Raw genomic sequence first — 14,657 nt, forward strand, 5'->3', positions numbered from 1 at the left:
TTGCGCGGGCCGCTTTTCGTTTCGATGACAACCGCCACAGAACGGATTCTTAACGGTAATGGAGCGTAATCCCGGCCATTAAAATGGCGCGTATGGGTTTGGGGTTACGCATGCCTGAATATTCGACCTTCATCCGTTCGATACGGATACGGTATCTGTCCGGTCTGGTGATCTTCGCACTCGCCTCCGGCTCGGTGATGCTCGCACTCAACAAGATCAGTTCGTTCCGCCGCGACGTGGATTCGCTGAGCAGCAATCTCGTCGAACTGACCAAGGATCTGCGCAACGCCACCGACTTCGCCGAAAAGGCTTCCGGCAACTGGCGCGCCGGAACGCGCGGCGAACTCGCCACGGTCGCCCGCGACTATGTCAGCCGCATCCAGGGCAAGATAGAAACGCTGGAAGCGCAGACCGGCACGCTCATGCCACGCCTGTCCAAGGCGACGCAGGATGTTCTCGGCAGTTCCTCGGTCAACGGCGACCTGTTCTGGAGCGCCAAGGACATGGTGCGCAACCTCAATCTCATGGCGGCGGCGATAACGGTCGACGACTGGAGCCCTCGCCCCATCCGCAACCAGAACGACCTGTTCGTCCAGCCCATGCTCATCAAGGCTCGGACCGTGATGGACAGCGAGCGCCATCAGGCCGACGCCGCGTCCGACCGCTTGCTGGCATGGGCGGGAGCCTTGCTGTCCGTCGTGCTCCTCATCGTCGCCTTCTGGATTTTCCGACCGATGGAAAAGGCGATCCGCCGCGCCTTCACCGAAACGACGACGGCGCTGTTCAAGGCGGAGGCCGCCGACCGCGCCAAGTCGGAATTCCTCGCCAATATGAGCCATGAGATCCGCACGCCGATGAACGGCGTGCTGGGCATGGCCGAACTGCTCGCCAAGACCGAACTGACGCCGCGCCAGAAGACGTTCACCGACGTGATCGTCAAATCCGGCAATGCGCTGCTCACCATCATCAACGACATCCTCGACTTCTCCAAGATCAATGCCGGCCAACTCATGCTCGATCCGGCGCCGTTCCGCCTCACCGAGGCGGTCGAGGACGTCGCCACGCTGGTATCGGCGCGCGTCGCCGAGAAGAACCTCGAACTGATCGTGCGCGTCGACCCGTCACTGCCCGCCTTCGTCGTCGGCGACGCCGGGCGCTTCCGCCAGATCGTCACCAACCTGCTCGGCAACGCCGTCAAGTTCACCGAGAAGGGGCATGTGCTGATCGACGTCGGCGGCGAGGTGGCCGACGGCATCGCCCACCTCAAGGTGCGCGTCGAAGACACCGGCATCGGCATTCCCGCCGACAAATTGCAGAACGTTTTCGAGAAATTCGCCCAGGTGGACGCATCTTCGACCCGCCGGCACGAGGGTACGGGCCTCGGGCTCGCCATCGGCGCGCGTCTGGTCGACCTCATGGACGGCAAGATCGGCGTTGAAAGCGAAATCGGCCGCGGTTCGGTCTTCTGGTTCTCCGTGCCGCTGCCCGTGCATGAGGCGAAGGCGGACGACAAGGCCGTGCCCGGCGACGTGACCGGCGCGCGCGTGCTGGTCATCGACGACAATCCGGTCAATCGCGAGATCCTCCTGGAGCAGCTGCGCAGCTGGGGCTTCGACTGCGCGGCCGCCGAAAGCGGCGCCGTCGGCCTGGCTTTCCTCGACCGCGCCTGCCAGCTCGGCGCGTCGGTGGACTGCGTCATCCTCGACTACCAGATGCCCGGCATGAACGGCGCCGACGTGGCCAGGGCGATCGCCTCCGACCATCGGCTCTCCTCCATCCCGATCCTGCTGCTGACCTCCGTCGACCAGGTGGATTTCGGCAAGCTCATCATGGATTACGGCATCACCGCGCACCTGACCAAGCCGGCCCGTTCGGCGGTGCTGTTCGGCACCGTCATCTCGACGATCCAGAAGGCGCGCGCCCAGGCCGGCAGGCCGGCGCAGTTCGTGCGCGAGCCGGTCGCCGCCGCGATCCCGCAGCAGCCGCACCCGGCCTTCACCGTCATCCGCGGCAACCCCCAGCCGCAGGCCAAGGAAAGCGCCGGCGACCCGGCGCGCCCGATAGACATCCTGATCGCCGAGGACAACGAGGTGAACCAGCTCGTCTTCGGCCAGATCCTCAACGGGCTGGGCTTGAGCTACCGCATCGCCGGCAACGGCCGCACCGCGGTGGAGATGTACCGGACGCTGAACCCGCGGCTGATCCTCATGGACGTCTCGATGCCGGAGCTGAACGGCTACGAGGCGACCCGCGCCATCCGCGCCGCCGAGGCAGGCAAGGAAGTCCGCATCCCGATCATCGGCGTCACCGCCCACGCGCTCAAGGGCGATCGCGAAAAGTGCATCGAGTCGGGCATGGACGACTATCTTTCCAAGCCGATCTCGCCCGACCGCCTCGGCGCCAAGATCGGCACCTGGCTGAGCGAGACCGTGGCGAAACGGGCGTGATCAGCCGCGCAGACGACCGATCGGGATGATCTCCGGCGCATCGCCCCGCCAGGGGCCGCCCTGCCAGTCGCCCAGCCACCGGTCGACGCAAAGCCCGGCTTCGTCGATCAGCGCCGCCACGTTCTCGCGCGCGGGAAAGGCGATACGCGACGAGGCCCTGAACAGCCTGTCGTCGGACAGCGCGCGATAGACCGTCTCATAGGTCACGACGCCCGTCGCCTCGTCGCGCTCGATGGCGTTCCACGCCTCGATGCGGCCGAGCACCGGGTGATCGAAGTTCCGGCGCGATGTCTCCGGCACCCATTCTTCCCATTCGCGCACCGCCGGGTTGCGCGTATCGAAGATGAAGCGGCCTTCCGGCTGAAGGTGATGCGCGATCGTCCGAAGCACCGCCAACTGATCCTCGCGGGTCAGGAAAACCTGGAAGGCATGACCGGTCAGCACCACAAGATCATAGCGCCGGTCCAGCCGCAGGGTGCGCGCATCCGCTTCGATCCATTCCGCCGCAACGCCGCCTGCCCGGCGCCGCGCCACGTCGAGCATCGCGCCGGCTGGATCGACGCCCGTGACATGGCGCCCGGCCGAAAGTGCAGCGGCGAGCTGGCCGGTGCCGCAGCCGAGGTCTAGCACCGAGCGGGCATCGCCCGCCAGTTCGCTGCAGAAGGCGAAATCCGCACCGCCCTTGTTCTCCAGATCGTAGAACTGGACGAGTTCGGGATCGTGATAGAGACGGTCGGGATCGGTCATGCTTTTCGTCGGCTTCCCATCACTCTAGAGATGGAACCAGTCCCTGATACGGCAGGCGCATTCCTGCGGCGTCGCCGAATCGGTATCGAGCCGCAGATCGTAGTCGATTCCGTCATGGACGCGGTCGAATTGCCAGCGCGCCAGCCCTATCGTCCGGTCGCCGCGCTGCCGCTCCCGCTCCTCCAGGACGTCCAGTGAAGCGAAGACGCCGACGACATGAAGGCGGAAGCCGGAAAGCAGTCCGCGATATTCATCGATGCGGCCGTTCAGCATCACGTCGTCGACGATAAGGTTGTTGCCCGCGGCGGCCATGGCGGCGATGGCCCCGTGCATGCCGGCCAACAGCCGCCGAGCCGTCGGTCCGGTGCGAATGGCGACTGTGGGCCGCTCCGCGCCGTCGACCGAAGCGAAGGAGATGCCGTCCGGATGCCCCAGAAGAGAGGCCGGCAGCATATCGATGAACGCATCCATCTGGACATGCAGGAACGGCTCGCGCGTGATCTCTTGCAGCGCTCTGGCGATCGAGCCCTTGCCGGCGCTGCCGACGCCGTTGAGGAGGATGATTGTCGTCATGCCCTGTCTTTCACCGGTTGCGCATGACCACGCAGGCGCCGCCCACCTGCCGCACCTTGCCGCAGACGTCGTTGGCGGCCTGCCGGCTGTCGGCGCCGATGCGCACAGCATAGATTCCGCGCCGTGCATAGTTGACCCGAACGCGGCTGACCACCGGCTCGTAATCCCCCAGCGCGGCCGGGAAACGGCCCTTGAGCCGCTGCCACTGCCGGATCGCCGCCGCGCGGCGGAAGGAGCCGGCCACCTGAACGCCCCAGGGCTTGGTCGGGATGGTCGCCATGGCGACGACCGAGGCTTCGAGCACCGGTAATTTGCGGCAGGCTACGCCGAACGGCATTTTCCCGTCAAGCGGATGGATCGTGCCCTGATAGGCGCTGTCGGTGAAAACGTCCGATGCCTCGCCCATGATCTCCTGCACGTAATCCTCCGTCTCCAGCGGCAGGAAACCACCGGAAGACAGCCAGCGCGAGACGCGCGCCTCGCCGGCATTGTAGGCCGCAGCCGCAAGCCCTAGATTGCCGTAGCCGGCGCGCATCTCGGCAAGGTAGGCGGCCGAGGCGGCGAGCGCCTGGCCGACGTCGAACGGATCGGCAAGATTGCGCATTTTCGCCGTGCCCGGCATGAACTGGGCGATGCCCTCGGCGCCCGCCGGGCTGACCGCGTTGGGATCGAAACGGCTTTCCTTCCAGATCAGCCGGGCGAAGAAATCCTTCGGCAGCCCGTTATAGTCGGCCTGCGCGGCGATCAGGTCGCAAACCCGCCCGATGAGCCGTTCCTTCGCCGAAAGGGAATGCGGCGGATCGGCGTATGCCGGTGCGCTCCCCGCCAGCCAGGCAAGACCGAACCATGAAAAGCAAAGAAGACAGGCGGCGAACGCCCTTCGCATCGCCTATTCGGCCGCCCTGGCACCGGTGCCGAAGCGCTGCTCGATATAGTCGGCGACCATCTTCTGGAAGTCTTCCGCGATGTGCGGCCCGCGCAGGGTCGCCGCCTTTCGGCCGTCGATGAAGACCGGCGCGGTCGGCGTCTCGCCGGTGCCGGGCAGGGAAATGCCGATATCGGCATGCTTGGATTCGCCGGGGCCGTTGACGATGCAGCCCATCACCGCGACCTTCAGTTCCTCGACGCCCGGATAGCGCTCGCGCCAGAGCGGCATGTTGATGCGGATGTCCTCCTGGATCGACTGCGCCAGTTCCTGGAACACAGTGGAGGTGGTGCGGCCGCAGCCGGGGCAGGCGGCGACGATCGGCACGAACTGGCGGAAGCCCATGGTCTGCAACAGTTCTTGCGCCACCTGCACCTCGCGCGTGCGGTCGCCGCCGGGTTCCGGCGTCAGCGAGATGCGGATGGTGTCGCCGATGCCTTGCTGAAGCAGGATGCCCATCGCGGCGGAAGAGGCGACGATGCCCTTGGAGCCCATGCCGGCCTCGGTCAGGCCGAGATGCAGCGCATGGTCCGAGCGCTTGGCAAGTTCGGTGTAGACGGCGACAAGGTCCTGCACCCCGGAAACCTTGGCCGACAGGATGATCTTGTCGCGGGAAAGGCCGATCTCCTCGGCCATATGGGCCGACAGGATCGCCGACTGCACGATCGCCTCGCGCATCACCTCCAGCGCCGTCATCGGCGAGCCCTTGGCCTGATTCTCGTCCATCAACCGGGTGAGCAGGTCCTGGTCGAGCGAGCCCCAGTTGACGCCGATGCGCACCGGCTTGTCGTGGCGGATCGCCATTTCGACGATGTCGGCGAACTGGCGGTCGCGCTTGTCCTTGAAGCCGACGTTACCGGGATTGATGCGGTATTTGGCCAGCGCGGCGGCACAGGCCGGATGGTCGGCCAGCAGCTTGTGGCCGATATAGTGGAAGTCGCCGACCAGCGGCACGAAGACGCCGAGCCGCTCCAGCCGCTCGCGGATCTTCGGCACGGCCGCCGCACTTTCGTCGCGGTCGACGGTGATGCGCACGATCTCCGAGCCGGCGCGATGGAGCGCCGCCACCTGCGCCACCGTCGAATCGACATCGGCCGTATCGGTGTTCGTCATCGACTGCACGACGACAGGCGCGGTGCCGCCGACCATGACGCCGCCGACATCGACGCCGACCGAGGTGCGGCGCGGGAAAGGAGAAGAAAAATATCCGGTCATGCCGGCGGTCCCGATTGAGGGCGAACTGTGCCCGGTTCGGCGCCCGGCCGTAAAAGGGATGGCCGTCCGCGCACATGGAAATCCGCGCATGAGGTGACGGACGAAATGCGGCTTGTCAATGCCGATGACGGGGCAACGGCCGGATGCGATGGCAAATTAGGCTATAGGTCGCATGCAGGCGGGAGAACCTCGACCGCCGCGCAAAACGCTGTCGTCGCGTCAGACCAATCGCCGCGATCGCACGGAAGGCTTGAAATCAACCGCAAAAGCCATCCTCCAGCGACGGCTGCCGCTGGAGCCGGTTTTCGCGTCGCCCCGGGGCGTTCGCGTCTATGGCAAGGATGTTGTCAGTGGGTCGTCGGCTCTATCCTGAGTTTCTCAATCTCGTCCTTGATGGCCAGCTTGCGTCGCTTGAGGTTGGCGATCTCGAGATCGTCCACCGAGGGGTGCAGCATCGCTTCATCGATCTCGCGCTCGATGTCGCCATGCTTCCTCTTCAGCTCATCAAGATGGGATGCAAGAGACATGATTGGTTCTCCCTTTCATGGTTTCCTCGATTGCAACCGCCGAAGGCGTAGTCCACCGCAGGGCCGCCTTCATGACGGCTGGATGACAGTCTGCCATCATCGTTCCCGGATGTCGAATACAGCTTGGTAGCATTTCCCGACATTGTGAAATGTGATAAGGCGTTCGCGCCGGCGGGGAGATGCTTCGGGCCGGTCCCGCCCTGGATGCCTTCCGGCATCCGCAGACTGCAGAACGGTGGCCATGTCGGAACAGGAACAGGCCGAGATTCGTCTCGAATTCGCGCGGCTGAAACAGGAACACGCCGATTTCGACGCGGCCATCAACGCCATGATCGCGACCGGCTGCGACCCGTTGCAGATCCAGCGCATGAAGAAAAAGAAGCTCGTCCTCAAGGATCGGCTGAGCGCGCTGGAAGACCGGATCATCCCCGACATCATCGCCTGACCAGAGCATGTCTCCCGAAAGTGGGAACCGGTTTCGGGACAAAGACATGCGTAGAATCAAGAAGCTAAAGCGTGCGGAGCGAATCTGAAAGATCGCGGCACGCTTTGGGCGGCAGGCGACGCCTGCCCCGTTTTCAACGGGAAAACGACGAACGGTACTGACGCGGCGACATGCCGCGCAGGCGCCGGAATTGCCGGTTGAAATTGGCGAGCGAGGCGTAGCCGACTTCCGCCGCGATGTGCTGGATGGGCTGGTCCGTGCCCGACAGGCGCGAGCACGCCTCACCGATCCGCAGGCCGATCAGGTAGTCCGAAACGTTGGCCTGCGTGTGCTTGCGGAACATGCGGTGCAGGCCGGACGGGCTCAGCGCCGCGACCTTGGCCAATTCCTCAATGGAAACCTGCCGGTGATAGTGCTGGTGGAGATGTTGCAGGACGCGGTCCAGGCGGATGCGGTCGCCCTCGACATGCCGGGGCACCGTCGCCGACAGCGGCCTGCCGTCGTCGGCGTCCGCGATTCGCAGCAGGATATCGATCAGGCCGAGGAAGCGCCCGGCGGGCGAACGGGCGAAGATCGCCTCGAAATCGGCGGCAAGCGCCTGCCCGAGGCGGCTGTCGAACGCCAGGCCGGTCGCGGCACGGCCGACGAGACGCCCAATCGGCCGCAGTTCCACCGAACCGCCGATCAGGCCGTCGATCCATTCCCTGCGGAACCAGAACACCAGCGCGACGTGCGGAACGGCCGGATCGACCTTTTCGCGCGAAGCCCATGTATGCGGAAGGTTCGGCCCGACCAGGACGAGGTCGCCATGGCCGTAGTCGCCGACATGATCGCCGATGAAGCGCTGGCCGCGCGAATTGAGCGTCAGCGTCAGCTCGAATTCGGGATGATGATGCCACTCGAACGGGATGGCGTCGTCGAGCCGGCGGTTGAGCAGGCTCCATGACGCATCCGGTGGCGGCGACAAGTGCTCAAGATAAGGCTTCATCCGGCATCGATCTCATTCAAGACGCCGGAATAGTATCGGAATTTGCCAGCCTTCGACAACATCCCGGTGCCGGACCACCTATGCTGCCGCCATTGCCTGATGTTCAGGAAGACCACGATGGGAGACCGACATGCAAGCCACCGCAGCCCTCAAGCGCGACAGCCATCCGACCACGACCGCCACGACGCAGTTGAAGGATATCCGCAAGACCTTGCCGCTGCGCGTCCTGTCGAAGGCCGACTGGGAGCACTGGACGACGAAGGGCTATGTCATTGTCCGTCAGGCGGTGCCTGCGGCGAATGTGGAACGCCTTGCCGATCTGCTGTGGAAGTTTGACGAGAAGGACCCCGAAGACCCTTCGACCTGGTATGCGCCGCAGCGCCGCGAGCACAAGATGAAGGAGCTTAACAACACCGGCATGCTGGAGATCTACAATCACCAGTATCTCTGGGATAACCGCATGGAGCAGCGCATCTACGACACCTTCGTCGACATCTGGGACCGTGAGGACCTGTGGGTCACCATCGACCGCGCCAACCTGAACCCGCCGAAGAAGGTCAAGGGCAACCCCAACGGCTTCATCCACTGGGACGTGGATACCTCGATCCGGCCGCTGCCGATCGGCGTGCAGGGTGTGCTGAGCCTCAGGAAGCAGGATGGCGACGTCGGCGGCTTCCAGTGCGTGCCCTACCTTTTCGAGCACTTCGAGGAATGGGTGAAGACGCAGCCGGCCGACCGCGACCCGATGCACCCCGACATGACCGGCCTGTCGGTCGTCAACATCGACATGGAGCCGGGCGATCTGATGATCTTCAATTCGCTGCTGGCGCATGGCGTGCGGCCCAACCATTCGGACAACCGGGTGCGCATGGCGCAATACATCTCCATGCACCCTGCCGAGTGGAACGACGAGGCGGCGCGGCAGGAGCGCATCCGGCTGTGGCGCGAACGCGACCACCCGAAGCGCGACGCCTTTCCCGGCGACCCGCGCGAGTGGGAAAAGCACAATGCCCGGACCGCTCAGCTGACACCGCTCGGCGAGAAGCTACTCGGCCTGACGCGCTGGTAGAGCAGGCGACTTCGGCCGCCCATCCTTGCGACGACGGCCGATTTCCGCTAAGGCGCGGCCTTTCTGGACAGGAGGCCGGCCTTGACCGATCAGCGTGCCGACGTCGCCATCATCATGGGCAGCCAGTCCGACTGGGCGACCATGCGCCACGCCGCAGAGACGCTCGACCTGCTCGGCGTCTCCCACAAAAGCCTGATCGTCTCGGCCCACCGCACGCCCGAGCGCCTCTACGACTTCGCCAGGGGCGCCAGGGCCGCCGGCTACAAGGTGATCGTCGCCGGTGCCGGTGGTGCTGCCCACCTGCCCGGCATGACGGCCGCGCTTACTCCGCTGCCCGTCTTCGGCGTGCCTGTGGAATCGAAGGCGCTGTCGGGACAGGATTCGCTGCTCTCCATCGTGCAGATGCCGGCCGGCATTCCGGTCGGCACGCTGGCCATCGGCAAGGCCGGCGCAGCCAACGCCGCCCTGCTCGCCGCCGCCGTGCTGGCCCTTTCCGATACCGCGCTTGCCGAGCGGCTGGACGCCTGGCGCGCCGCGCAGACCGCGAAGGTGGCGCTGGAGCCGGGAGACGAGGCGTGAGCGCAGCACTGCCCGCCGGCGCGACGGTCGGCATCGTCGGCGGCGGCCAGCTCGGCCGCATGCTCGCCATGTCGGCCGCCCGGCTGGGCTACCGCACCATCGTGCTGGAACCGCAGCCGGACTGTCCGGCCGCGCAGGTCGCCAACCGGCAAATCGTCGCCGCCTATGACGATCCGGCAGCCCTTGCCGAGCTTGCCGCCGCTTCTTCCGTCGTCACCTACGAGTTCGAGAACGTGCCTGTCGCCGCAGCGCAATCTCTGGCCGCAAGCGTTCCGGTGCAACCACCGCCGCGCGCGCTGGAAATGGCGCAGGACCGGTTGGTGGAAAAGACCTTCCTGAACGATATCGGCATCGCCACGGCGCGCTTCCATTCGGTCGATGACGACGCGCAGCTGACGCAAGCGCTTTCCGCCTTCGGTGGCAGCGGTGTGTTGAAGACCCGCCGCCTCGGCTATGACGGCAAGGGCCAGCGCGTCTTCCGCAACATGGAGGCCGGCGGCTATTCCGGCACCTGCGAGGCGATGGGAAACGTGCCGCTGATCCTCGAGGAGCTGGTGCCCTTCGAGCGCGAGATTTCCGTCATCGCCGCACGCGCCGCAAGCGGCGCGGTCGTCGCCTACGATCCGGCCGAGAACATCCACCGCGACGGCATCCTGCACACCTCCACGCTGCCTGCGACGATCGCGCCGCAGACCGCCGCCGCGGCGCACGAAGCCGCCCGGAAAGTCCTCGCAGCACTCGACTATGTCGGCGTCGTCGGCGTCGAGTTCTTCGTCCTGGCCGACGGCTCGCTGCTCGCCAACGAACTCGCCCCGCGCGTCCACAATTCCGGCCACTGGACGGAAGCCGCCTGCCTCGTCTCGCAGTTCGAGCAGCACATCCGGGCCGTCGCCGGCCTGCCACTCGGCTCGGCCGCGCGCCATGCCGACTGCGTGATGGAAAACCTGATCGGCGACGACATCCTGCGCGCGCCGGCGCTGCTGGCCGAGCCGGACGTCATGCTGCACCTTTATGGCAAGGCCGAAGCGCGGCCCGGCCGCAAGATGGGCCATTTCACCCGCATCGCCCGGTCCTAAGGGCCGCGACCGCCATGCCCGACCGGCGTTTTGGCGTGCATGCGGTTGACACGCACGAGCTTACTCGTCTATGAGCCTGCCACGGAACGGGCGTGCTTTCGCGAGCGCGCCTTTTGGTTGGCCCGAACGGGCACGAACTGACGGGCAAGACCATGAAGATCAAGAACTCGCTCAAGGCGCTGAAGGCGCGGCACCGGGACAACCGTCTGGTCCGCCGCAAGGGCCGCATCTACATCATCAACAAGACCGACCCGCGCTACAAGGCCCGCCAGGGCTGAGCGCGCCGCGCGGCCCTCACGGCCGCGCCGCGTCTTTCACGCGAAATTCAGTTTGACGATCCGGTGCGCGGAGCTAGATTCCTGCGCATGCGGATCGTTCTTGCCGTCTGCGCGGCCCTTTTGTTTTCCACAGCCATGCCATCCGTCGCCGCGACACCGGCGCAGGACGGCGCACCGGCAAGCCGTGCGCCGCAGACCCGCGAGCAGCGACTCGATACGCTGTTTGCTAATCTCAAGCGTGAGCGCAACGAAAAGGCCGCCGAGCGGACCGCAGCACGGATCTACGACGAGTGGAACCATTCCGGCAGCGCTTCCATCGACCTGATGATGCAGTGGTCGCAAAAGGCGATCGAGGACAAGAAATATGCCGTCGCGCTGGATTTCCTCGACCAGGTGGTGACCTTGCAGCCCACTTATGCCGAGGGCTGGAACCGCCGCGCCACGCTGCACTACATCATGAAGAACTACGGCAAGTCGATGGCCGACATCGACCGCACGCTGCAACTGGAACCGCGCCATTTCGGCGCCATATCCGGCCTGGCGCAGATCATGGCCGACACCGGCCGCAAGGAACAGGCGCTGCAGGCCTGGCAGCGCGTGCTCGACATCTACCCGATGCTGCGCAGCGCCCAGAACCAGGTGGTGACGCTGTCGGAGGAACTGGTGGGGGAAGGAATCTAGGAGGGTAAGGGAATAGGGGAATAGGGGAGTAAGGCAATAAGGGAATATGCCTGCTTCGCGGCGGAACGTTATTCCCCCATTCCCTTACTCCCCTATTCCCTTAACCCACTTATCTCCCGCCCTTCCCGTCCGTACCGATATAGGCAATCCGCAGCATGTTGGTGGAACCCGGTGTCCTCAGCGGCACGCCGGCGGTGATGATGATGCGGTCGCCGGGCTCGCCGAAATCCTGCTCGATGGCGATGCGGCAGGCGCGATTCACCATGTCGTCGAGGTCGCGGGCGTCTTCCGTCACCACGCAATGCGTTCCCCACAGGAGCGACAGCCGCCGCGCCGTGTCGAGGATCGGCGACAGAGCGATGATCGGCACTTGCGGCCGCTCGCGCGCGGCGCGCAGGCCGGTGGTGCCGGAGGCCGTGTAGGTGACGATCGCCGCCAGTTTCAGCGTCTCGGCGATCTCGCGTGCCGCAAGCGAAATGGCGTCGGCACCGGTTGCTTCGGGCACCGAACGCTGGCCGTTGATGACGGCGGCATAGGTCGGGTCGCGCTCGACCTGTTCGGCGATACGGCTCATCGTCGCCACCGCCTCGACCGGATAGGCGCCGGCGGCCGATTCGGCCGACAGCATGACGGCGTCAGCGCCTTCGAACACAGCCGTCGCCACGTCCGACACCTCGGCGCGCGTCGGCACCGGCGCGGAAATCATCGATTCCAGCATCTGGGTCGCCACCACCACCGGCTTGCCGGCTTTGCGCGCGGCGCGGGTGATCTGCTTCTGGATGCCGGGCACCGCCTCCAGCGGCATCTCCACGCCGAGGTCACCGCGCGCGACCATCAGCGCGTCCGACAATTCCATGATCTCGTCCAGCCGCGCCACCGCCTGCGGCTTTTCGATCTTCGACAAAAGAAGCGCCCGGCCGCGCGCGATCTTGCGCGCCTCGGCCAGATCCTCGGGCCGCTGGATGAACGAGAGCGCCACCCAGTCGACGCCGGCGGCCAGCACCGCGTCGAGGTCCTTGCGGTCCTTTTCCGTCAGCGCGCCGACCGGCAGCACGGTGTCGGGCAGCGACACACCCTTCTTGTCGGAGATCGCGGTGCCGGCAACCACCGTGCAGACGATGCGCTTGCCGTCCGTCTCGACCGCCTTCAGCGCCAGCTTGCCGTCGTCGATCAAAAGCCGGTGGCCGGGCTCGACGGAGGCGAGGATTTCCGGATGCGGCAGGAAGACACGGGTGGAATCGCCGGGCTCGGGATTGTCGTCCAGCGTGAAGGTCTGGCCGACCTTCAGCGCCTCCCGGCCGTTGGCGAACTTGCCGACACGCAGCTTCGGCCCCTGCAGGTCGGCGAGGATGCCGATAGGCCGGCCGACCGCCTTCTCGACCTTGCGGATGCGGCCGACCAGCGTGCGCATGAGATCATGGTCGGCATGGCTCATATTGATGCGGAACACGTCCGCGCCGGCCTCGAACAGCTTCTTCAGCATCGCCTCGTCCGAGGAGGCCGGACCGATGGTGGCGAGGATCTTGACCTTGCGGCTGCGTCTCATGGACCTTCAATTTCCCGGCGCGGCGGGCGCGCCGTCGGTTGCGGGCTGGTCGGTGAGCTGGACCATCCAGCTCGACTGCTCGCCCGTGTCGTATTCCTGGAAGCCGGCGCGCTGGAAGCCGCGCGCCACGCAGTCGGTGACGCCGGCGATCTTGAATTCCTTCTCCGCCACGCACATCGAGATCGGACCGTCCCAGCGGCCGCCGCGCTCGGCGTCCTCGGCGTAGAGATAGTAGAAACGCGACGACAGCGGCCCCTCGATCAGCGTCTTGCAGGTCGAGCCTTCGATGTGCCACCAGCCCTCGGTGATCCAGCCCGCTTTGGCCCGGTAGCCGATGCCGACGCCGACGAGGTTCTGCGTGGCGTTGCAGACGCGGAAATCGGCCCGCGCCGGCGAGGCGGCGAGAAGCGGAAGCGCACAGGCGGCTAGCAACGGAAGCGTCAGGGGAAACACCCCCCGCGCGCGCAGCCTGCCGGCGAGAACCATCCTCAAACCTCTCGGGAACCACGTCACCATGTTCTGTCGCCCCTTTTCGGCAAAGTCCCGACCCATGTCAACGCGCCCGCCGGTCCAATTCCAATCGATTTAGAAGGCAAACGGCGCGATTCTCGGTTAGCGCGAAACAGTTTCTTGCAAAAACCGTGGCCAAACAACGGCGTTGCGCAAGAGTAAGCTTCGTGAAAAGACGGACAAGCCGCATCGCCAACGAACGAACCCTGCCCCGATAGATCTGCCGATGACCCGATCGACCGCCTTTTCGCCCTTCGACCTGATCGAAGGCGACCGGACAAAGGGGCTCGTGCTCGTTGCTGACCACGCGCGCCGCACCTTGCCCGAAGACTACGGCGATCTCGGCCTGCCGGCGACGGAGTTCGACCGCCACATCGCCTACGACATCGGCGTGGAGGCCGTGACGCGCGAACTGGCGGCCCTTCTCGACGCGCCGGCGGTGCTGTCCAATTTCTCGCGCCTGCTCATCGATCCCAACCGCGGCGAGGACGACCCGACGCTGATCCGCCAGCTCTATGACGGCACCGTCGTGCCGGGCAACTATCCGATGGCGCCGCAGGAGCGCGAGCAGCGGCTGGACCGCTTCTACCGGCCCTATCACGACGCCGTGGCGGCGATGGTCGCCTCCGTGGCGGAGGCGAGCGGCAAGGCCCCCTTCATCTTCTCCGTCCATTCCTTCACGCCGGTCATGCAGGGGATCGTACGGCCCTGGCATGTCGGCATCCTGTGGGACAAGGACGATCGCGCCCCGCGCCCGCTGATCGAGGCGCTGGCGGCGGACAAGAGCCTCGTCGTCGGCGACAACGAACCCTATGACGGCGCGCTGCGCGGCGACACCATGTTCAAGCATGCCATCGTCAACGGCTTTGCCCACGCGCTGATCGAAATCCGGCAGGACCTGATCGCCGACGAGGCCGGCGCGCTCGACTGGGCAGCGCGGCTGGCGCCGATCGTTGAAGCGATCAACGCCCGTGCCGATATACACGAGGTCAAGATGTACGGCTCGCGCACCGGTCCGCTGTGAGCGGCCGGCGGCGCAGCGAAAGGAACA

General features: G+C 65.7%; 16 protein-coding genes. 8 read left to right on the top strand and 8 right to left on the bottom strand.

What is annotated here, in order from left to right; all coding sequences use genetic code 11:
• The first annotated feature begins 110 nt into the window (after window positions 1–110).
• The gene (locus FGU64_RS12980) at window positions 111–2,447 is read left to right on the top strand and encodes a response regulator (RefSeq protein WP_139953619.1); all 2,337 of its coding nucleotides are present in this window, start codon (window positions 111–113) and stop codon (window positions 2,445–2,447) included.
• Here the strand turns inward: FGU64_RS12980 and FGU64_RS12985 are convergent, their stop codons facing one another.
• From FGU64_RS12985 to FGU64_RS13005, 5 genes are all read right to left on the bottom strand, one after another.
• Window positions 2,448–3,194: a class I SAM-dependent methyltransferase gene (locus FGU64_RS12985; RefSeq protein WP_139953620.1), complete on the bottom strand. Its 747-nt coding sequence runs from the start codon at window positions 3,192–3,194 to the stop codon at window positions 2,448–2,450.
• Between the two features lie 24 nt (window positions 3,195–3,218).
• Entirely contained in the window at window positions 3,219–3,767 is a 549-nt protein-coding gene (locus FGU64_RS12990; RefSeq protein ID WP_139953621.1) for a chloramphenicol phosphotransferase, read from the bottom strand.
• Between the two features lie 10 nt (window positions 3,768–3,777).
• Window positions 3,778–4,653, bottom strand: coding sequence for a transglycosylase SLT domain-containing protein (locus FGU64_RS12995; RefSeq protein ID WP_139953622.1), 876 nt, complete (start codon window positions 4,651–4,653; stop codon window positions 3,778–3,780).
• Window positions 4,654–4,656: 3 nt separating this feature from the next.
• Window positions 4,657–5,907, bottom strand: a complete 1,251-nt coding sequence (ispG, locus tag FGU64_RS13000; protein WP_139953623.1) for a flavodoxin-dependent (E)-4-hydroxy-3-methylbut-2-enyl-diphosphate synthase — start codon at window positions 5,905–5,907, stop codon at window positions 4,657–4,659.
• Between the two features lie 347 nt (window positions 5,908–6,254).
• Window positions 6,255–6,434, bottom strand: coding sequence for a DUF465 domain-containing protein (locus tag FGU64_RS13005; RefSeq protein ID WP_136356928.1), 180 nt, complete (start codon window positions 6,432–6,434; stop codon window positions 6,255–6,257).
• A 241-nt stretch (window positions 6,435–6,675) separates the two neighbouring features.
• Here FGU64_RS13005 and FGU64_RS13010 point away from each other — a divergent pair, with 241 nt between their 5' ends.
• The gene (locus tag FGU64_RS13010; protein ID WP_136356926.1) at window positions 6,676–6,879 is read left to right on the top strand and encodes a YdcH family protein; all 204 of its coding nucleotides are present in this window, start codon (window positions 6,676–6,678) and stop codon (window positions 6,877–6,879) included.
• Between the two features lie 133 nt (window positions 6,880–7,012).
• On the opposite strand, the gene FGU64_RS13015 is transcribed toward FGU64_RS13010, so the two are convergent.
• Complete coding sequence (locus tag FGU64_RS13015) at window positions 7,013–7,867, bottom strand: AraC family transcriptional regulator (RefSeq protein WP_139953624.1); 855 nt, start codon at window positions 7,865–7,867, stop codon at window positions 7,013–7,015.
• Window positions 7,868–7,997: 130 nt separating this feature from the next.
• Between FGU64_RS13015 and FGU64_RS13020 the strand changes: the two genes are divergently transcribed.
• The 5 genes from FGU64_RS13020 (at window position 7,998) to FGU64_RS13040 (ending at window position 11,550) form a co-directional block, all read left to right on the top strand.
• On the top strand, window positions 7,998–8,936 hold the full coding sequence (locus FGU64_RS13020; protein ID WP_139953625.1) for a phytanoyl-CoA dioxygenase family protein: 939 nt from the start codon (window positions 7,998–8,000) through the stop codon (window positions 8,934–8,936).
• Between the two features lie 81 nt (window positions 8,937–9,017).
• On the top strand, window positions 9,018–9,515 hold the full coding sequence (gene purE / locus FGU64_RS13025; protein ID WP_139953626.1) for a 5-(carboxyamino)imidazole ribonucleotide mutase: 498 nt from the start codon (window positions 9,018–9,020) through the stop codon (window positions 9,513–9,515).
• A gap of 59 nt (window positions 9,516–9,574) precedes the next feature.
• Complete coding sequence (locus tag FGU64_RS13030) at window positions 9,575–10,591, top strand: 5-(carboxyamino)imidazole ribonucleotide synthase (protein ID WP_246671346.1); 1,017 nt, start codon at window positions 9,575–9,577, stop codon at window positions 10,589–10,591.
• A gap of 152 nt (window positions 10,592–10,743) precedes the next feature.
• A complete protein-coding gene (ykgO, locus tag FGU64_RS13035) occupies window positions 10,744–10,869 on the top strand; it encodes a type B 50S ribosomal protein L36 (RefSeq protein ID WP_035022199.1) in 126 nt (41 codons plus the stop codon).
• A gap of 87 nt (window positions 10,870–10,956) precedes the next feature.
• Window positions 10,957–11,550, top strand: a complete 594-nt coding sequence (locus FGU64_RS13040; RefSeq protein ID WP_139953628.1) for a hypothetical protein — start codon at window positions 10,957–10,959, stop codon at window positions 11,548–11,550.
• Window positions 11,551–11,659: 109 nt separating this feature from the next.
• Here the strand turns inward: FGU64_RS13040 and pyk are convergent, their stop codons facing one another.
• The gene (gene pyk / locus FGU64_RS13045) at window positions 11,660–13,096 is read right to left on the bottom strand and encodes a pyruvate kinase (RefSeq protein ID WP_139953629.1); all 1,437 of its coding nucleotides are present in this window, start codon (window positions 13,094–13,096) and stop codon (window positions 11,660–11,662) included.
• A gap of 6 nt (window positions 13,097–13,102) precedes the next feature.
• Complete coding sequence (locus FGU64_RS13050) at window positions 13,103–13,648, bottom strand: DUF1036 domain-containing protein (protein ID WP_139953630.1); 546 nt, start codon at window positions 13,646–13,648, stop codon at window positions 13,103–13,105.
• A gap of 184 nt (window positions 13,649–13,832) precedes the next feature.
• Between FGU64_RS13050 and FGU64_RS13055 the strand changes: the two genes are divergently transcribed.
• On the top strand, window positions 13,833–14,630 hold the full coding sequence (locus FGU64_RS13055) for an N-formylglutamate amidohydrolase (protein ID WP_139953631.1): 798 nt from the start codon (window positions 13,833–13,835) through the stop codon (window positions 14,628–14,630).
• Window positions 14,631–14,657: the final 27 nt, after the last annotated feature.

Source organism: Mesorhizobium sp. 8, from assembly GCF_006351905.1.
GTDB lineage: Bacteria > Pseudomonadota > Alphaproteobacteria > Rhizobiales > Rhizobiaceae > Mesorhizobium > Mesorhizobium composti.